Below are 18,277 nucleotides of genomic sequence, written 5' to 3'. Positions count from 1 at the left end.
TCTTCGGAATGTGAAAAACCCGTCAAGAACGGGACAAATCCATCTACAGCAAGCACTTGATGGCCTTTCGCCCCCAAAAATGGGGGTGTTATACCCTTGCAACATGTCATTTTGCTGACACGCTTTCCCCACGCTGCGCTATACCCCTTTTGACAGTTCCATTTCGATCTTCCATCACCGTCTTACGAGGCACGCCAATATGGACGTGAGCGTATTTGGTACGGGCTATGTTGGCCTGATACAAGCAGCCGCACTTGCCGATGTCGGACATCGCGTATTGTGCGTCGATATTGACCCGAACAAGATTAAACAACTGCAACAGGCAGTACCGCCTATTAGCGAACCGGGTCTTTCGGCAACTTTGGAAGAAAACATCAAGGCCGGGCGTTTGTTGTTCAGCACCCAGGCCAGCGATGCGGTGGAACATGCCGCACTGATCTTCATCGCCGTGGGCACGCCGGCCGACGAAGACGGCTCCGCCGACCTCAGCCATGTACTCAACGTGGCGCGGCAGATCGCAAGCTTCATGGAGGACGATCGCACGCTGATCATCAAATCCACGGTGCCGGTCGGCACGGCGGATCAGGTGCTGCACACCGCTGAAGAAGAACTGCAGCGGCGCGGCAAAAGCGCCCTGGCGGTGCGGGTGGTGTCCAACCCGGAATTTCTCAAGGAAGGCAGCGCCCTCGCCGACTGCATGCGGCCGGACCGGATTATCGTCGGCACCCGCGACGACCTGGCCCGCGAGCAGATGAGCGAGCTGTACGCGCCGTTCTGCCGCAACCACGAAAAACTGATGTTCATGGACAACCGCAGCGCCGAGCTGACCAAGTACGCGGCCAACGCGATGCTCGCCACCCGCATCAGTTTCATGAACGAGCTGGCCAACCTCACCGAACTGCTCGGCGCCGACATCGAAGCGGTGCGCAAGGGTATCGGTTCCGACCCGCGCATCGGCTATCACTTCATCTACCCGGGCTGCGGCTTCGGTGGCTCGTGCTTTCCCAAGGACCTGCGCGCCCTGCTGCACACCGCCGAACACAACGGCATGCCGCTGAAACTGCTGCGCAGCGTCACCGACGTCAACGACGCGCAGCGGCACATCCTGTTCAGCAAACTCAGGGCGCAATTCCCCCAAGGCCTGGCCGGCAAGTCGATCGCGATCTGGGGCCTGGCGTTCAAGCCGAACACCGATGACATGCGCGAAGCCCCCAGCCGCTATCTGATGGATGCGCTGTGGGCCGAAGGCGCCAGCGTGCAGGCCTACGATCCGGAAGCCATGTCCGAGTGCCGGCGCATTTACGGTTACCGCAATGACCTGCACCTGTGCGCCACCCGCGACGACACCCTGGAAGACGCCGACGCCCTGGTGATCTGCACCGAGTGGAAGAATTTCCGCGTGGTGGATTTCGAGCTGCTGGCCAGCAAGCTGCGCTCGAAAGTCATCATCGACGGACGCAACCTCTACAACCCGGAACAAGTGGCAGCCGCCGGCCTGCACTACAGCGGCATCGGTCTGCGCCACATCGCGCCTGACGGGTTGCGGCCATGAAAATCCTCGTCACCGGTGCGGCCGGCTTCATTGGTGCTCATGGCGTGCTGCGGCTGGTGCGCGACGGGCATCAGGTGATCGGCCTGGACAACTTCAACGGCTACTACGACCCGCAGCTCAAGCACGATCGGGTGGACTGGGTGCGCGAGCAGGTCGGGGATTTCCAGCTCGCCACGATTGATCTGGCAGACGCCTCGGCGCTGGAAGCGTTGTTCGTTCGCGAACGGCCGCAAGTCGTGGTGCACCTCGCGGCGCAGGCCGGGGTGCGTTATTCGCTGGAGAATCCAAGGGCTTATCTGGACAGCAACCTCGACGGTTTCCTCAACATCCTGGAGTGCTGCCGCCGGCACCCGGTCGAGCACCTGATCTACGCCTCGTCGAGTTCGGTGTATGGCGCCAACCAGCGCACGCCTTACTCGCTGCAGGACGGCGTCAATCACCCGCTGTCGCTGTACGCCGCGACCAAGAAAGCCAATGAATTGATGGCCCACAGTTACAGCCACCTGTTCGGTATTCCTTGCACCGGGCTGCGGTTTTTCACGGTCTACGGGCCGTGGGGCCGGCCGGACATGTCGCCGATCCAGTTCGCCAAGGCGATCAGCGAAGGCTCGCCGTTGAAGCTGTTCAACTACGGCGAGCATCAGCGCGATTTCACCTACATCGACGACATCATCGAAAGCATCGCACGCCTGATCGAGCGGGCGCCCCGGGCCAATCCCGAGTGGGACCGCGAACAACCCGATCCGGCGAGCAGCATGGCCCCGTGGCGCCTGTTCAACATCGGCGGCCAGCACCCGGTGGCGCTGAAAACCTACCTCGCCCTGCTGGAAAAACACCTCGGCCAGAAAGCCGTGGTCGAGCTGCTGCCGCTGCAGCCGGGCGATGTGCTCAACACCTGCGCCGAGGCCAGTGACCTGGCCCAGGCCACCGGGTTCCAGCCCCGGATAGAGCTGGATGAGGGACTGGGGCGGTTCATCGCCTGGTTCCGCGATTACTACCCCACTGCCTATCGCCCACGCGCCGAACGCGGCTGAACATCAGCGGAGGACTCCATGACTGGACATGAGAAAGGTGTACCGATCCAACAATTGGTGCGGGACAAACGCATGGATCCGGAACAGCGAATGCGCCTCGACGCGGCGATCCATCGCCAGGGTCAGGGCTGGATGACCGGCCGCGAAGGTGGCCGGCCGTGGCAACTGTCGCGCACCAACCGGGTGGTGGCCTGCCTCGGCGCGCTGATGATCCTGCTGATGATTTCGCCACTGCTGATCGGTCTGGCGCTGGCCATCAAGTTCACCAGCAAAGGCCCGGTGATGTTCGTGCAAAAGCGCACCGGTTATCGCGGGCGCAAGTTCGGCATGTACAAGTTCCGGACCATGGTCGCCAACGCCGAAGAGCTCAAGGAGTCGCTGCGCCACCTGAACAAGCACGGTGCCGACGCCATCGACTTCAAGATCGACCAGGACCCGCGCATCACCGGGATCGGCGGCTTCCTGCGGCGCACCAGCCTCGACGAACTGCCCAATCTGATCAACGTAGTGACCGGCGACATGCGCCTGGTCGGCCCTCGCCCGACCTCGTTCAACGCCTACCGCTACAAAGACAGTCACCTCGCCCGTCTGGCGATCTACCCCGGCATGACCGGCCTGTGGCAGATCTCCGGACGCAGCAATATCGACTTCGACCAGCGCGTTGAGTTGGACCTCAGCTATATCGCCGAGCAGAGCCTCCTGCTTGATCTGAAGATTCTGTTGAAAACCCCCTTCAAAGTATTCAGCGGCCACGGAGCAAGCTAATGGACGGTTCAACCAACAAAAGCCTGAGCATTGCCAGCCCCAGCGAGTCGAATCTGACCTCGACCGTGCTGGACCTGGATCTGCGGATCCTGTTCCTGACCGCCGCCAACCCCGGCGCCGGCACCACCACCAGCGCCCTGGCGCTGGCCAGTCAACTGGCGCAGATGAGCAGCGGCCAGGTGCTGTACGTCGATGCCAGCCAGTCGGCGAGCAACCTCACCCAGCAACTGAACCTGAGCAAGGAGCGCGGCCTGCGCGACCTGCTGTTCAACCGGGAAACCCCGCCGCTGTTGCAGGACTGCGTGGTGCAAGTGTCGAGCTTGCCGTTCCACGTGCTGCCCAACGGCCGGCCGATCCGCACCATGGAACACCTGACCGCCGAGCGCTTGAGCCCGCTGCTCGATCAACTGGGCGCTCAGTACCGCTTTGTGGTGATCGACGGCGACGCGGTGTATTCGGCCGCCGACACGCTGGTCATCAGTACTCAGGTCGACGGCGTGGTGTTCGTGGTACGCGCCGAAGACACTCGCTGGGAAGTCGCGCAAGCGGCGGTGCAGCGGTTGACCCAGGCCGGGGCAAAAGTGGTCGGCAGCGTGTTCAACCGGCGCAAGTACTACATGCCCAAATGGCTCTACAAAAACCTGTAAGCAACCGCAAAGGATGACGCCATGAACGCCAGGATTCTTGTGCTGCTGATGCTGCCGCTTGCAGGCTGCTCGAGCACCTCCGAAACCCAGAACATGCCGGTGAACATTCTCACCGCCACCCCGGCCAACGCCCAGGCCACCGACATGCCGAAGATCGAGCAGACCCTGCGCCCGCAGGATGTGCTGGACGTGATCTTCCACATCAGCACCAGCGGCTCGGACGCTTACCGCGTGCAGTCGGGTGACCAGATCGGCCTGAACTTCACCGCCGCCAGCCAGCTCAACGGCAACCAGTTGGTGCTGCCGGACGGCACCATCGAACTGCCGGGCGCCAACACCTCGGTGAAAATCGCCGGGCTGACCAGCGAAGAAGCGCGCCAGGAAATCCAGCGCGCCTACCAGCGCAAACAGCTGTTCCAGCCCAACCGCAATCAGTTGACGGTGCAGATCATCAGCCCGCTGACCAACGAGCAGAACCTGAAAAGCGCCCTCAACCACCCGGCCACCGGCATGAGCCGCGAGATCACCGTCGGCACCGACGGCTACGCGAGCTTCCCGGAAATCGGCGCGGTGCCGCTGCAAGGCATGACCGTCAACCAGCTCGAAACCTTCCTCAACAAGAAGTACGCACAACTGCCGGGCCGGATGACCGTGGACGTGCTGCTCAAGTCCACCGCCGGCAACGAGATCTACGTGCTGGGCGAAGTCGGCCAGCCGGGTTCCTACCCGATCCGCCGGCCGGTGTCGGTGCTTGAGGCGCTGACCCTGGCGCGCGGCACCAACGTCAAGGCGCGGCTCGATTCGGTGGTGATCATGCGGCGCAACGGCAATCAGGTGCAGGCCGTGCGTTACGACGTCGAAAAAGCGTTGTCGGGCGAGGCGCCGCAAATCGCCTACCTGCAACCGGACGACATGCTGTACGTGCCGAAAACCAAACTGGCCAGCGCCGGCGAACTCGCCCGGCAACTGGCCGACGTGGTGCTGTTCCAGGGCGTGGGCTTCAGCTTCGGCTACCGCGTCGACAACAAAGACAGTGACAGCAACTGACTCTCAGGTGACCGACATGAATCCAAAGGAAAACTACCTGCATGAGTTCTTCAGGATCTTCTTCGCCAACAAGCAACTGGTGAAACGGGTCTTCCTGATCTTTGCAGTGATCGCGCTGGTGCTGCCACTGTTGCTCAAACAGAGCTTCGATATCACCGCTCAGGTGATCGTGCAGTCGAAAAAACTTTCACAGGGCGACGCCACCACATCGCTCACCGTGGACAACGCCACCTTCATCCCGCCGTCGCTGGCGGACATGGAAACCGAGAGCAATATCCTGCGCTCGCCGGCACTGATCCGTCAGACCATCAGCGAACTGCGCGACAAGGGCGAATACACCCCGTCACCCGGCATGTTCAACAAGCTGGTGAGCGAGCCGTTCAAGCGCTACATCAGCTCGCCGCTGCGCCAGTACGTGATCAACCCCGTGCGCAATGCTTTGGGGCTTGAGACCGATCCGGTGCGCGACACCGCGCTCGATGCACTGACCCAGCAAGCCATCGACAGCCTGAAAATCGAGACCCTGCCCGGCTCCAACGTGATCTCGATCGTCTACAGCTTCCCCGATCCGCATCAAGGCACGACTTTCGTCGCCGCCCTGTTGCAGAACTATCTGGTGAGCCGTCAGGCGCTGCAATCGATCGACCTGCCGCAATCGTTCTACGAGTCCAAGAAGCAGCTTTATCAAGTGCGCCTCGATGGCCTGGAAGGCAACCGTCAGGCACTGCTGGAAAGTGTCGGCTCGTCGGATCCGAAGGAGGAAATCACCTTCCGCCTGAACGCGATCAACACCGAAGAACAGGCATTGAACCTGTACCAGGATCGTCTGCTGCAAAGCCAACGCTGGCTGGAGTACCTGAAAACCAGCCTGGCCGCCGCCAGCAACAACAAACTCAATGACTACACCTTCCCCTACACCTTCACCACCACCGTGGACAACGTGGCGTTCGAGGACCGGGAAATCAAACAGCTCGGCGAGCAACTGACCACTCAGGTCAGCCGCTACATGAACGATCTGGCGGTGTTCCAGCCCGGCAGCGAGCCGATGCTGCTGACCCGCGAGCAGATTGCCCGCACCCGCCAGCAATTCCTCAAAGTGGTCAGCAACCGCATCCAGGAACGCACCAACGACCTGGCCGTGGTGAAACAGGTGATCGATCAGAAAACCGCGCGCATCGCCGAGTTCAAGAACCGCATCCACGAGCTGCAGCAAACCCAGAGCAAGCTGCGGCAGATGGACACCGAGATCGACGCCATGCACGCCGCGTTCTCGACTTATGCCCAGCGTTTTGCCGAAAGCAGCACCACCCGCTCGCTGAACGACGACTTGTCCAACGCCCGGGTCTTGAGCCCGCCGTTCGAGCCGACCGAAGCGGCGTTCCCCAAACCGATGCTGATCATTCCGTTCGGGCTGTTCACCGGTCTGTTGCTGGCGATTGCACTGGTCTATGTGCGTGAGTTCTTCGACCACCGCTTCAAACATCCGGCGCAAATCAGCCACGAGCTGGGCCTGCCGGTGCTGCTGGTGATCAACGACCAGAACGCGCTGCCGAGCAATCCGCACAAGAACTGGACCGTACCGAGCTTCCTGCACTGGGTGCGCAATTGAACACGCCCTCTACCCAGAACGCCGCGCTGCCGATCATGCATTTGCTCAGCAGCGGCGGGTTCTACGGGGCCGAGCGGATGTTGCTCGATCATTGCCTGGCGACGCCGGGGCAGCACCAGGTGCTGTTCCTCGACGCGCCGCCGGAACTGATCGCGCGCTTTCGCGAGGCCGGCGTCGATGCACAAGGCTGCGCAGGGCTTGCTGCCCTGTTGCGGCACTTGCGTCAGCGGCGCGGTGAACGGCCGTTGATCAACACCCACAATTTCAAAGGCCTGTTGTTCGGCTGGGTCGGCGCCACGCTGTTGCGCCTGCCGCTGGTGATCACTCAACACGGCTTCACCCCGCGCAGCCGCAAGCAGAAGTTCTACACCTGGCTGAGCCTGCAACTGTGCCGCACGGCGTCGGTGGATCGGGTGGTGTGTGTCGCCGAAAGCATCGCGGTGTTGCACCGTCAGGCCAGCGTGCGTGCGGAGAAATTGCAGGTGATTCCCAACGGATTGCCGGCCGCAGCCGCCCTGCTTTCCGATGCGCCAAGACAACGCTGGCTCGCCGGATACGTCGGGCGCTTGAGCAGTGAGAAAGGCCCGGATCTGTTTCTCGACGCGCTGATCCCGCTGTGTCACCAGCACCCGCAACTCGACGCGGTAATGCTCGGCGACGGCCCGGAACGCGAAGACTTGCAGGCACGGATCGACGCCGCCGGTTTGCAGCAGCGCATCCGCTTGCCGGGTTATCAGACCGACATGCGTCACTGGTGGCAGCAACTTGATGCGCTGGTGATCAGCTCGCGCACCGAAGGCACACCGATGATTCTGCTGGAAGCGATGCAGGCCGGGGTGCCGGTGGTGGCATTCGGCGTCGGCGGAATTCCCGATGTGCTGGAGCACCGCCACAACGGCTTGCTCGCGGCCCCGACCGACAGCGCCGCCCTCGCCCGCCAGCTCGACACGTTGCTGTCCGAGCCTGGCTTGGCGCGGCAACTGCGCGACAACGCAAAACGCACGCAACAGGACCGCTACGACCTCAAGGCCCTGGCCGAACGCTGGTCGCAGCTGTACATCCGCACGGCACGGGAGGCACGCGCATGATTTTCCCGCTCTCGATCGTCAGTCTGCTGGGTCTGGCCTGCATCGCTCTGCTGGCCAGTCCCTGGCCCTACCTCGCGCCGGGCGCAGTGCTCGGTCTGGTGGGGTTCGCGGTGTTGTACCGCAAACCGACCTGGGGCCTGCTCGGCATTGCCGCGCTGGTGCCGTTCGAGGGCTTCTTCAAGGACAGCTCGTTGTCCGGCAGCAAACTGATCGGCGCTTCGCTGGCGGTGATCCTGATGCTGCAACTGGCGATGCACCAGATTCCCTCGGATCGCCTGCGCAGCAATATCTGGCGCTTTCTGATCGCCTTCATGACCCTGTACTTTCTGAGCCTGCTGAACACCGATGACATGGGCATGTCGCTGGGTCACCTGCGGGAAATCAGCGTCGGCCTGATTCTGTTTGTCATCACCCTGCTGATCGGCCGCGAGCTGAACCTCGACCTGTTCGCCCGGCTGGTGACCCTGGCCGTCAGCACGACCTGCGCCATGGCCATGTTCTCCACCAAATTCCAGGATCAGGGCCGCGCCGCCGGCCTGCTCGAAGACCCCAACGCTTTCGCCCTGCTGATCGCCTTCGCCATTCCGCTGGGGCTACTACTGGTGATCCGCAGCCCGAACCTGTTGCATCGGCTGTTCTGGGGTGGTTGCTGCCTGCTGTTGCTCGGTGGCATGACCAAGACCGAATCGCGCTCCGGGCTGGTGGTGCTGGCCTTGAGTCTGGTGATCGGTTGCTGGCACTACCGCGCGCAACTGGCGCGGATTCGTCCGCGTCATCTCGGCTTCGCCATGCTCGGCGCAGCGATCGTGATTCCACTGGCGATCTACGCGATGCCTGCCGGTTACATCGCCCGTATCCAGTCGCTCAGCGTATTGAGCGCCGGGGCCAAGGGGCACAACGACGAATCCCTCGGCCGCCGCGCCTCGTACATCGTGGTCGGCAGCCAGATGATCCGCGAGAACCCGCTGCTCGGTTCCGGCCCCGGCACCTTCCCGCTGCACTACGCCACCACCGGCTACGCCAAGGCGTTTTCCGCCAACCGCAAGATCGGCGACCTGTACCGCCGGGCGCACAACACTTACCTGGAAATCTTCAGCGAACTGGGGGTTCCCGCCGGCCTGATGTTCGTCGGCATGCTCGGGCTGGGCCTGTACAACCTGGCGCGGGCACGCAAGGAATGGATGCTGCGCCGCAACTGGCAGCAGGCGGATCTGATGACCCACCTCGGGGTGAGCTTTCTGTCGCTGACGCTGTTCCTGATGTTCCTCAGCGCACCGAACCAGAAATACCTGTGGATCATGCTCGCGCTGACCAGCGTTCTGCGCCTCAAAGCCGAGCAGGCACCGATGACGGAGGCCAAAGCATGAGCCGGATCAGTATCGTCATCCCGATGTACAACGAGGCCCGGCACATTGGCCGCACCCTGCTGGCCGCGCAAAAAGCGGCGCATGCGGCGGATGTCGAATGTGAGCTGATCGTGGTCGACAACGGTTCGAGTGACGAAGGTCCGCAGATCGCCCGGCAGTTCGGCGCCCAGGTGCTGGTGATGCCCGGCCTGCTGATCGGCGCCCTGCGCAACCGCGGCACGGCGATCGCCACCGGGGAATGGCTGGCATTCATCGACGCCGACATCGAAATGCCCGAAGACTGGCTCACCCAACTGTTCGCCCTCGAAGCCGAAGGTCAGGCCGATATATTCGGCCTCGACCTGCACACCCCCGCCGCCGCGCCGTGGTACGCCACCGCGTGGCAACGCCGCACCTTACGCCCGACCACCCATACCAGCCATGTCGTCGACTGGCTGCCCAGTGCCAACCTGCTGATGCGCAAGCGCTGGTTCGACAAGGTCGGCGGTTTCAACGAAACCCTGCGCACCGGCGAGGACAAGGAGTTCACCTTGCGCCTGAGAGAACACGGCGCGCGGCTGCTCTCGATCAATGAAAGCGTGGCCCTGCACTGGGGCTACGAAATGAACTGGCGCGAGTGGATGGGCAAGGAACTGTGGCGCCAGGGCAGTCATCTGCAATTGCTGCGCAGCCACGGTTTCAGCCTGCGGCTGCTGCGATTTCCAATGTTGTCGATCTTCGTCTGGATTCTCGATTTCCTGGCGATTTCCGCCCTGCTCGACGGTTTTCCCCATCACGCCGCGATCATGGTGATGTTGACGCTGGTGCCGGGGCTGGTGCTCAGCGTGCGTCAGAGCGCCAAGCACCACAACGTCTGCCTGACCCTGCAACTGTGGGGCCTGCACTGGGTGCGCCTGCACCTGGCGGGGGCCGCGTTCATTCTCAGTCTGTGTCATTGGAACGCCAGGAGGCCTGCCCGTGGCTGAATTCATTTTCTGGATGTGCCTGCTGCTGCCGGCGTACGCCTATGTCGGCTACCCGCTGCTACTGACGCTGCTGGCGCCGCTGTTCCCGGCGTGGCGCCACAGCCCGGCACCGCCGCTGAACATCAGCATCGTCATCGCCGCTCACAACGAAGCGCGGCACATCGAGCACAAGCTGCGCTCGCTGCTGTCCCAGGATTATCAGCCGGCGACCCTGCAAATCATCCTGGCCAGCGACGGTTCCACCGACGACACCGTGGCCTGTGCGCACAAGGTCGACGACCCGCGCATCACCGTGCTCGACCTGCCCCGCCAGGGCAAGGCCGCCACGCTGAACGCAGGTACGGCGCTGGCCACGGGCGACATTCTGGTGTTTACCGACGCCGACAACCAATGGTCGCGGGAAACCCTCGGCTACCTGCTGGCCCCCCTGAGCGATCCACAGGTCGGCGCCTGCGCCGGGCACATGGTGATCCCGGTCACCGGCGGCGGTTTGAGCATCGGCGACAGCCTTTATCGGCACTACGAAGGCTGGTTGCGTCGGGTCGAAAATCGCACCGGTTGCATGGTCTCCGCCGACGGCGCCCTGCTTGCCCTGCGCCGCGAACTGTTCGAGAACGTGCCGGCCGAGGTCAACGACGACTTCTTCATCAGCACCTGCGCGCCAGTGAAATTCAAACGCATCGTCTACGTGCCCGAAGCGCAAGTGATCGACCACGGCGTGGACGAGGCCGACAAGCAATTTCGCCGTCGCCAGCGGGTCACCGTCGGCGGCCTGCAAAGCCTGGCGCAACGCAGCGAACTGCTCAATCCGTTCAAGCATGGGCTGTATTCGATTGCGTTGATCAGCCACAAGTTGATCCGCCGCTTGGCGCCAATCCTGTTGCTGCCGCTGCTGCTGAGCAATTTCTGGCTGTGGGAAGAACACGGTTTCTATCGCCTCTGCCTGATCGCGCAACTGGTCGGCTACGCCATCGCGATTGCCGGCCTGCTGGATTCGCAACACCGCTTACCCAAACCGTTCCGCCTTGCGGCATTCCTGCTGGTGACACTGGCGGGCATGAGCATCGGCCTGTGGCAGTTCCTGCGCGGCCAGCGTTACGCCCAGTGGAACCCTGACCAAAACCGTTGAGAGGGACAGAGCCATGGCGATCAAACAACTGATTAAACGCACCAGCGGCTGGCTCTATCTCAACTCGTCCGTGGGACGAAACCAGTTACACGGCGCCGGCGTGATCCTGATGTTGCACCGGGTGCTGGCCAACGACCGCGCCGCCGACCTGCCGCACCGCAACGAACTGTGCGTCGGGCCCAAGGCCTTCGAACACTTGCTGGTGTGGCTGCGCAAGCATTTCGATTGCGTGCCGCTGATGGAAATCCTGCAGCCCAACGCCTTGCGCACCGAGCGCCCGCGAGTGGCGCTGACCTTCGACGACGGCTGGCGCGACAACGCCGCCAACGCCTTTCCGCTGCTGCAGAAACATCAGGTGCCGGCGAGCATTTTTCTCTCCACCGATTTCATCGGCAGCCGTCAGCGCTTCTGGTGGGAAAGCATCGGCGAAACCCTGTGGGGCAGCCATGGCGAAAAACCGCGCATGCACCTGATCGAATATTTGCAATCGATCCATCATCCCGTGCCGGTGCTACTGGACGACATCGACGTGGACCGGCGCAGTCTGACCCTGCTGCATTACCTGCAAGGGCTCAAAGCGCTTGACCCGATGATGCTCGAACGCCTGACCGACGAATGCCCGCAAGAGTCGCAGCCTCAGGCACTCGACTGGCATCAGGTGCGGGCAATGGAGTCTTCCGGCCTGGTGCGGTTCGGCCCCCACGGCGCCAGTCACGCCATCCTCACCGGCCTTGACGATGTGCGCCTGGGCGAAGAAATCAGCCGCAGTCGCGATGCCATGCTCAACGGCTGCAACAGGCCGCTGCCGGTGTATTGCTACCCCAACGGCGACAACGACGAGCGGGTGCGCGAACAGATCGCCCATCACGATTACCCCTTCGCGCTCGGCACTGGCAGCGGCATCTATCGCGGCACCGGTGATCCGCTGAACCTGCCACGTTTCGGTGTCAGCCAGCGCACCGCGCGCAATCCGGAGCTGCTGTCGTGGCGGATCTATCGCGGGGCGCGGCCATGAGTCGAGGCAGTTACCTCAAGCATCTGGCGCTGAGCATGGGCACCAAACTGGCGATGATCGCCCTGCGCCTGCTGAGGAATGTGCTGCTGGCGCGAATTCTCGGGCCCAGTGAGCGCGGGCTGTTCGCCCTGCTCAGCACTTTGCCGGACCTGATCAGCGCGGCCACCAGCGGCGGTTTGAACTCCGCTGTTGGCTATCAAGCGGCCAAGCAACGGCCGATGGGTTTGTTGCTCGCGCAAGTGCTGGTGTTCGGCTGCTTGTTGGCGGGTCTGCTGACCTTGTTGGTTGTGGCACTGGTGCGCGAGTTCGGCAGTGAACTGGATGTGACGATGCAACTCGGGCTGCTGGCGTGGCTGTTGCTGCTGGCGGTGCCGTTGACCGTGCTCAAAAGCGGTCTGCTGACCTTGCACAATGCGTCCGGCGGTGTGGTCGCTTTCAATGCCTTGCGGCTGGTGGAATCCCTGGCGCCGCTGCTGCTGTTTCTCGCGCTGTTCTGGATGTGGAAAGAAGCGGCCCTCGAAGCCGCGCTGATCAGTTGGCTGGCCGGCATCAGTCTGGTGGTGCTGGTCGGCTGGCTGTGGCTCAAACGCGCGCAGCCGTTGCAGCTGCAATGGGATCGCGCCAGCCAGAACGAACTGCTGCGCTTCAGTGCGCGCAGCCATCCGGATCTGCTGTTCCAGCAGGTGATCCTGCGTTCCGATTACCTGTTCATTGGCGCCCTGCTCGGCAGCACCGCCCTGGGGCATTACGCGATGGCCAGCGCCGCCGCCGAGCTGCTGCTGATCGTTCCGGAAGCGGTGACCACGCCGCTGATGAAACGCCTGCTGCAACAGGACGAAGGCATGGACAAGGTCACCCCGCTGGCCCTGCGCCTGACCGCCACGGTGATGCTCGGCGCCTGCCTGACCATGGCCGTGATCGGCGAATGGCTGATCGTCACCCTGTTCGGCGTCGCCTACCAGCCGGCGTATCCGGCGCTACTGGCCTTGCTGCCGGGGCTGCTGGGCCTGTGCTACGCGAGCATCCTGCGCCTGGACCTGATCGGCAAGAATCGTCCCGGCACGGTGTCGCTGCTGATGGGGATCGGCGCCCTGCTCAATCTTGCGCTGAACCTGCTGCTGATTCCGGCCTACGGCATCGTCGGCGCGGCGGCTGCTTCGTCGATTGCCTATCTGGCGGTGACCGTGGCGATGCTGGTGCTGTACTGCCGGTTGAGCGGCGTGGCGTTCTGGCAAACCCTGATCATTCTGCCCAGCGACCTCACGCCGATGTGGCTGATGTTGCAGCGTCGTTTTTTACAACGGAAGTCAGCATGAAAGGCCTGGCCCTGCTGCTCGGTCTCGGCCTGTCGCTGGACGCCTTCGCGGCGTCGATGCGCTGGGGCGACATTCGCGACGGCAGCCTGTACCTGCAAGCCGATCGCCCCGACACGGTGACCGTGCGCTGGGCGCCGGCGTGGCAGGCGGAGGCCAACGAAGAGCACATTTACCTGCTCGACGGCCGGGGCCAACTGCAGGGCGAGCGCTTCATCAAGGCCAGTGAAACCCGTGGCAGTCAGAGCTGGCCATTGGCGCCGGGGGCCGCGAGTTATCAGCTGGAAATCCCCGGCTACAGCTTCCGCAGTTATCGGATCGAGCACGACGAAAACACCGTGGCGCTGTTCGCTCCGGCCAAGGTGCATTTCAGTGCAGAAACCCGTAACGGTGATGAGCTGTATTTCAAAGTCGCCGCCGGTGAGCACGCGATATTGGCGGGCAAGTTCCACGGCGGGGTCAGCGCCCTGCAAGCGCAACGGGTTGGTGACGGGCAGCCCCTGACATTGGCGCTGAAACCCTATCGCGCCTATTGGCAGTTCGATCAGGTGGCGTTGCCGGTCAGCGAACGCGAACAGGTCTGGCGCCTGCGTCTGCAAGGCAGCGGCAAAGCGGCGTTCTGGCTCGACGGCACGGCCAATCTGTTCGCACAGACCCCGCAACAGCTCAAACCGCTGCGCGAAGACGACGGCCAGACGCGCCTGACCCTGCACGACAAAGTCCTCGGCCGCACCCCGGATCTTGGCATCGCCCTGCCCTACGTGATGCCGCCGCCCGCCAGCCATCCGGTGCTCGACGCGCTGAAACCGACGGCTGCCAGTTACTACAGTTTCGTCGACGTGACGGCAAAGAAGCCGCACTTCGAAGATGCGTTTCGCCAGGTCTATCAGGATCGCTTCGGCATTCGTCAGGACATCACCTTGCTCGCCGGCAGCCAGCGTCAGGCCGATCTGCGCGCCGACGTGCAAAGCAACAGCGGCCTCGACGCCTGGCTCGCAGGCACCCGTGCACTCGGCGGCAAAGGCACGCACTACATCGGGTTCGCCGATGAGCCCAACCTGAATTATTCGAGTTACGAGCAATACCGTTCGATCTTCACCAGCATGGCCCGGCAAGTGCGCAGCGATCCGGCGAATGCCAAGGCCGGCGTGCGCATCGCAATGCCGGCCAGTTCGCGATTGGTCAACGGGCCGTTCGCCGACAACGCGGCGAACAAGCGTGGCATCGACTGGGCGCGACGCCTGCTGAGCGAATCCGCCGATCAGGTCGATGCGCTGGCCTGGCACGAGTGGATGATTCGCGACCTGCTCGCCACCCGCGTGTACCGCGACAGCGTGCGCCGCGCGGCGGATCTGGTCGGCCTCGATGCCAAGGGTCAGCCGCGCAAGGCCTTGTTGCTGGACCAGACCAACCTGTCCAGCGGCTCGAGCCTGAGCCCCTATGATCAGGAAACCCATTTCACTTCGCTGTGGTGGGCCTCGGTGGTGATCAACGCCTCCCAGGACGGCTTGCTGACGATGCTCAACTGGTTCCAGGCCGCCGATGAACCGCAATACCCCAAAGGCATGTTGCGGGTGCTGGGCGATGACCGCTTCGAGTTGAAACCGGTGGGCCTGGCCCAGCAGTTCATCCAGCAGCACTGGCTGCACAACGTGCTGTGGCTGGAGAACGATGCGTTCGAAGTCGATGTGCTGGCGATGGCCGGCGACGATCAGCGCGGGCTGCTCGGCGTGAACAAAGGTACGCGTTTGCAGCGTGTCGATCTGGCGGGCGCCAAGTGCCCATTGAACAACGGCGCGCTGCGCTACTTCGGCGCCGACAACCGCAGCCGCGACGCGCCGTTTCGCTGTCAGGACGGTCGCGTGCGCTTCGAGCTGCCGGGACAGACCCTGTTTGCCCTGAGCTGGAGAGCCTCATGACCGCCCTGTTGATGTCCGGCCGCGCTGGCCTCTGGCCGCGCGATGACTCGTCATCAGGAGCAACGACCATGAACATGCTGCGCAAACTGACTGAAAACCTACGGCAGAAAGGACTCACTGCCACCGTGAAAAAGATCTGGAAGCACTGCATTTTTTCTCACCAGGAACTGCTGTGGATGGAGCGCGATCTGGTCAGTCCGGTGCCACCTCACAGCCTCAAACCCTACCCGCCGCTGCGGGTGGTGAAGATCACCCCGGACAACGTCAGCGCCTTCGCCCGCCACTTCGGTGACCGCGTCGGCACCATGGCGGAACTGGCTCGGGAAAATCACACCGGGCACATGCACCTGGACGACCAGGGTCATGCGGTGGCCTTCATCTGGGGCAGCGCCCGGGACTACTTCGACCGCCACTATTACGGCTGCATGTTCCCGGTGAAACCCGGCGAGTTCTTCGAGTTCGGCGGCGAGTTGACCCGCTCGTACTGGGGCACCGAACTGTCGGTGGATCTGCAACTGGAACTGTGGAAAGCCATGGCCGCCCAGGGCTGCGACAAGGTCGTGGACGTCTGCGAGTTCCACAACATCCCGGCGCTCAAGCTGCACTTGCGCATGGGCTATACCGAACAGGGCCGGATCATGAATGTGTATGAGTTGTTCGGTCGCTGGCGCTTCTACCGCGAAACCCGCTACAGCGGTTCGCGCCTGGACGCGCTGCGCAAACCTTCCCGTCCACCTGTCACAGCAACGGCGACCTGAGCCTATGGCGCAATTCGAATGGCGCACCTCGTTGTGCGCACCTGACTTCCCGGCGGCGGCCTATGAAGCGCTGCGCCTGCGGGTGACGGATCACACGCCGTTCAACAGCCTCGACTGGCTGTGTGCGGCAGAGCAGGCGCTCGATGCGCACGAGCGGCTGCATGTATTGCTGGGTTGGGAAGCAGACGAATTGCGCCTGTGCCTGCCACTGGTGGCGAGCCGTGAGCGGTTTTTCGGTTTGCCGTTTCGGGTGGTGCATCACCTCGGTTATCCGCTGGCCGATCGCCTGGCGTTGCTATCACTGCTGAATGCCGACGATATGCGTCAGGCCCTGAGGCTGATTCGCCAGCGAGTGCCCCACGCCCTGCTGCAACTCAACGAAATCGCCGAGCCGGTCGGCGACGAAAGCGTGCTCACCGAATGGATGGCCCACAGCTCCACCGGCGAACGTCGCTTGAGCTGTCGGGTGCCGGTGCACCTGATCAGCGACGCTGACCGCCAGGAAGTCTCGGGCGACCCGCGCTACAAACTGCGCCGGGCGCGCAAACGGATTGCCGCGTGCGGCGCCGAAGTCCGGCGGATCATTCCCGATGCGACCAGCATGGGCCCGTTGTTGCAGGCCATCAGCGAAGTCGAAGCAGTGAGCTGGAAAGGCGACGAAGGCGTCGGGATCTTTGCCAGCGAGCGCAGCCGCCGTTGCATGGAAAACGCCTTCACCGCCCTCGCCGCTTCGGGCCGGGTGCGCGTGGTGATGCTGGAGCTGGACGGACGTTGCATCAGCTATCGACTCGGCCTGTTCGAGCAGGGCCGGCTCTACGATTACAACCTCGCCTTCCTGCCGCAGTACGCCGACCTGGGCAGCGGCCGGGTGTTGCTGGAGGAATGGATTCGCTGGGGGCTGGACGATAACTGGCGCTGGATCGATGCCTCCCGGGTCAGCCTGGAAAACTCCAGCCATCAACTGCACGAACGCATGACCGGGCAACTGGAGCACTGGCGCTGGAGCTTCTACTCGTGGCGCCCCAGCGGCCTGTTGCTGGGGCTCGGGCTGCGCGTCTGGCACCGGCTCAAGCCTGGATTGCAACAATGGCGGGCAAAGCGTGCGGCGGCCAAAGCGGCAGCCATTGCGACACCTGTGATCAACCCCACCAAGGAGGGCGAACATGCCTCGCCAAGTCATAGTCAACGCTGACGATTTCGGCCTGAGCCCGAACGAAAACGCGGTGATCCTCGGTGCGTTCCAGGCCGGGCTCATCAGTTCTGCCACCGCCATGGCCAACATGCCGGCGTTCGAAGCGGCCTGCGCCATGGCCCGGCTGCCGCTGCTGGAAGGCCGGATCGGCCTGCACTTCAACCTGACCTACGGCCGGCCCTTGAGCCGGGCCATTCTCGAACGTCGCACCTTCTGCGACAGCCACGGCGTGTTCGACCTCAGCCTGCCTCGCCACAGCCTGTGGCTGGGCCGGGAAGATCGCGAGGCGGTGCAGGAAGAATTGCAGGCGCAGTGGCAGCGCTGCGTCGATCACGGCGTGCGTCCCAGCCACCTCGATTCGCATCAGCACGTGCACAATATCTGGCCGATCGGCGAGATCGTCGCGCGCTTCGCCGCCCATCAAGGTGTGCCGGTGCGGCTGGCACGTAACCTGGGGCAAAACCTCAGCCTGCCCAAACGCGTGTTCAAGGGTTTGCTCAACCGCCGATTGCAGGGATTGGCCGGGGTCACGGCCGATTACGTCTGCACCCCGGTGGACCTGCGCAACGCTGCTGCGCCGACCGACGGCGTGCTGGAAATCGTCGCCCATCCGAACCAGCTCGGTGCGGATTTCGGCGACGCGTATCTGCAACCGGGAGAGTCCCTGAGCCGCGTGCTAGAGCAGCGGCTGGCGGGCGTCCCACGGGTTTCCTATGCCGATCTGAACAAGGATTTTCTACGCGGTGCTGCGGCACTCTGAACCGTTACACAACTTGCAATACATTCAAAGCTGGCGCTTTGACATGGACTTGCAGGGGTGATCTATACCCACAAAAGCGTCATCCACAACACCCGGGCTTCGGCCACGGAGGGCATC

At 63.2% G+C, this 18,277-nt stretch carries 16 protein-coding genes; all 16 read left to right on the top strand.

The window, feature by feature from the left end:
• Positions 1-199 precede the first annotated feature (199 nt).
• A complete protein-coding gene (locus tag K5E37_RS21375; protein WP_007956193.1) occupies positions 200-1,552 on the top strand; it encodes a UDP-glucose/GDP-mannose dehydrogenase family protein in 1,353 nt (450 codons plus the stop codon).
• Positions 1,549-2,586: an NAD-dependent epimerase gene (locus tag K5E37_RS21370; protein WP_221535077.1), complete on the top strand. Its 1,038-nt coding sequence runs from the start codon at positions 1,549-1,551 to the stop codon at positions 2,584-2,586. The genes K5E37_RS21375 and K5E37_RS21370 overlap by 4 nt, the downstream gene beginning before the upstream one ends.
• Before the next feature lie 18 nt (positions 2,587-2,604).
• Positions 2,605-3,351 (top strand): sugar transferase, encoded by a 747-nt coding sequence (locus tag K5E37_RS21365; protein WP_007956191.1) that lies wholly within the window; start codon positions 2,605-2,607, stop codon positions 3,349-3,351.
• Positions 3,351-3,998, top strand: a complete 648-nt coding sequence (locus tag K5E37_RS21360; RefSeq protein WP_221535076.1) for a CpsD/CapB family tyrosine-protein kinase — start codon at positions 3,351-3,353, stop codon at positions 3,996-3,998. The genes K5E37_RS21365 and K5E37_RS21360 overlap by 1 nt, the downstream gene beginning before the upstream one ends.
• A gap of 21 nt (positions 3,999-4,019) precedes the next feature.
• Positions 4,020-5,045, top strand: coding sequence for a polysaccharide biosynthesis/export family protein (locus K5E37_RS21355; protein WP_221535075.1), 1,026 nt, complete (start codon positions 4,020-4,022; stop codon positions 5,043-5,045).
• 16 nt (positions 5,046-5,061) lie between these two features.
• The gene (locus K5E37_RS21350) at positions 5,062-6,654 is read left to right on the top strand and encodes a Wzz/FepE/Etk N-terminal domain-containing protein (protein WP_007956188.1); all 1,593 of its coding nucleotides are present in this window, start codon (positions 5,062-5,064) and stop codon (positions 6,652-6,654) included.
• A gap of 35 nt (positions 6,655-6,689) precedes the next feature.
• Positions 6,690-7,742 carry a glycosyltransferase family 4 protein gene (locus K5E37_RS21345; RefSeq protein WP_375748072.1) on the top strand — a complete coding sequence of 351 codons (1,053 nt, stop codon included), beginning with the start codon at positions 6,690-6,692 and terminating at the stop codon, positions 7,740-7,742.
• On the top strand, positions 7,739-9,109 hold the full coding sequence (locus tag K5E37_RS21340; protein ID WP_085607664.1) for an O-antigen ligase: 1,371 nt from the start codon (positions 7,739-7,741) through the stop codon (positions 9,107-9,109). Before K5E37_RS21345 ends, K5E37_RS21340 begins: the two co-directional genes overlap by 4 nt.
• Entirely contained in the window at positions 9,106-10,074 is a 969-nt protein-coding gene (locus K5E37_RS21335; RefSeq protein WP_221535074.1) for a glycosyltransferase, read from the top strand. Before K5E37_RS21340 ends, K5E37_RS21335 begins: the two co-directional genes overlap by 4 nt.
• A complete protein-coding gene (locus K5E37_RS21330) occupies positions 10,067-11,203 on the top strand; it encodes a glycosyltransferase (protein WP_221535073.1) in 1,137 nt (378 codons plus the stop codon). Before K5E37_RS21335 ends, K5E37_RS21330 begins: the two co-directional genes overlap by 8 nt.
• A gap of 13 nt (positions 11,204-11,216) precedes the next feature.
• Positions 11,217-12,218 carry a polysaccharide deacetylase family protein gene (locus tag K5E37_RS21325; RefSeq protein WP_221535072.1) on the top strand — a complete coding sequence of 334 codons (1,002 nt, stop codon included), beginning with the start codon at positions 11,217-11,219 and terminating at the stop codon, positions 12,216-12,218.
• Positions 12,215-13,534 (top strand): lipopolysaccharide biosynthesis protein, encoded by a 1,320-nt coding sequence (locus K5E37_RS21320; protein ID WP_221535071.1) that lies wholly within the window; start codon positions 12,215-12,217, stop codon positions 13,532-13,534. Before K5E37_RS21325 ends, K5E37_RS21320 begins: the two co-directional genes overlap by 4 nt.
• On the top strand, positions 13,531-15,450 hold the full coding sequence (locus K5E37_RS21315) for a hypothetical protein (protein ID WP_221535070.1): 1,920 nt from the start codon (positions 13,531-13,533) through the stop codon (positions 15,448-15,450). The genes K5E37_RS21320 and K5E37_RS21315 overlap by 4 nt, the downstream gene beginning before the upstream one ends.
• Before the next feature lie 68 nt (positions 15,451-15,518).
• Complete coding sequence (locus tag K5E37_RS21310) at positions 15,519-16,208, top strand: GNAT family N-acetyltransferase (protein WP_127800842.1); 690 nt, start codon at positions 15,519-15,521, stop codon at positions 16,206-16,208.
• A 4-nt stretch (positions 16,209-16,212) separates the two neighbouring features.
• Positions 16,213-17,400: a GNAT family N-acetyltransferase gene (locus tag K5E37_RS21305; protein ID WP_221535069.1), complete on the top strand. Its 1,188-nt coding sequence runs from the start codon at positions 16,213-16,215 to the stop codon at positions 17,398-17,400.
• Positions 17,372-18,160: a ChbG/HpnK family deacetylase gene (locus K5E37_RS21300; protein ID WP_221535068.1), complete on the top strand. Its 789-nt coding sequence runs from the start codon at positions 17,372-17,374 to the stop codon at positions 18,158-18,160. The genes K5E37_RS21305 and K5E37_RS21300 overlap by 29 nt, the downstream gene beginning before the upstream one ends.
• Positions 18,161-18,277 lie beyond the last annotated feature (117 nt).

It is taken from the genome of Pseudomonas sp. RIT778 (assembly GCF_019718735.1).
In the GTDB taxonomy this organism is placed as follows: Bacteria; Pseudomonadota; Gammaproteobacteria; order Pseudomonadales; family Pseudomonadaceae; genus Aquipseudomonas; species Aquipseudomonas aphyarum.
The sequence above is the reverse complement of the archived record's forward strand: the minus strand, read 5'-3'. Positions and strand labels throughout refer to the sequence as shown.

Excerpts from the sequence above, each read along its gene's own strand:
- K5E37_RS21375 (WP_007956193.1), top strand. The coding sequence starts at position 200 with ATGGACGTGAGCGTATTTGGTACGGGCTATGTTGGCCTGATACAAGCA.
- K5E37_RS21370 (WP_221535077.1), top strand. The coding sequence starts at position 1,549 with ATGAAAATCCTCGTCACCGGTGCGGCCGGCTTCATTGGTGCTCATGGC.
- K5E37_RS21365 (WP_007956191.1), top strand. The coding sequence starts at position 2,605 with ATGACTGGACATGAGAAAGGTGTACCGATCCAACAATTGGTGCGGGAC.
- K5E37_RS21360 (WP_221535076.1), top strand. The coding sequence starts at position 3,351 with ATGGACGGTTCAACCAACAAAAGCCTGAGCATTGCCAGCCCCAGCGAG.
- K5E37_RS21355 (WP_221535075.1), top strand. The coding sequence starts at position 4,020 with ATGAACGCCAGGATTCTTGTGCTGCTGATGCTGCCGCTTGCAGGCTGC.
- K5E37_RS21350 (WP_007956188.1), top strand. The coding sequence starts at position 5,062 with ATGAATCCAAAGGAAAACTACCTGCATGAGTTCTTCAGGATCTTCTTC.
- K5E37_RS21345 (WP_375748072.1), top strand. The coding sequence starts at position 6,690 with ATGCATTTGCTCAGCAGCGGCGGGTTCTACGGGGCCGAGCGGATGTTG.
- K5E37_RS21340 (WP_085607664.1), top strand. The coding sequence starts at position 7,739 with ATGATTTTCCCGCTCTCGATCGTCAGTCTGCTGGGTCTGGCCTGCATC.
- K5E37_RS21335 (WP_221535074.1), top strand. The coding sequence starts at position 9,106 with ATGAGCCGGATCAGTATCGTCATCCCGATGTACAACGAGGCCCGGCAC.
- K5E37_RS21325 (WP_221535072.1), top strand. The coding sequence starts at position 11,217 with ATGGCGATCAAACAACTGATTAAACGCACCAGCGGCTGGCTCTATCTC.
- K5E37_RS21320 (WP_221535071.1), top strand. The coding sequence starts at position 12,215 with ATGAGTCGAGGCAGTTACCTCAAGCATCTGGCGCTGAGCATGGGCACC.
- K5E37_RS21315 (WP_221535070.1), top strand. The coding sequence starts at position 13,531 with ATGAAAGGCCTGGCCCTGCTGCTCGGTCTCGGCCTGTCGCTGGACGCC.
- K5E37_RS21310 (WP_127800842.1), top strand. The coding sequence starts at position 15,519 with ATGAACATGCTGCGCAAACTGACTGAAAACCTACGGCAGAAAGGACTC.
- K5E37_RS21305 (WP_221535069.1), top strand. The coding sequence starts at position 16,213 with ATGGCGCAATTCGAATGGCGCACCTCGTTGTGCGCACCTGACTTCCCG.
- K5E37_RS21300 (WP_221535068.1), top strand. The coding sequence starts at position 17,372 with ATGCCTCGCCAAGTCATAGTCAACGCTGACGATTTCGGCCTGAGCCCG.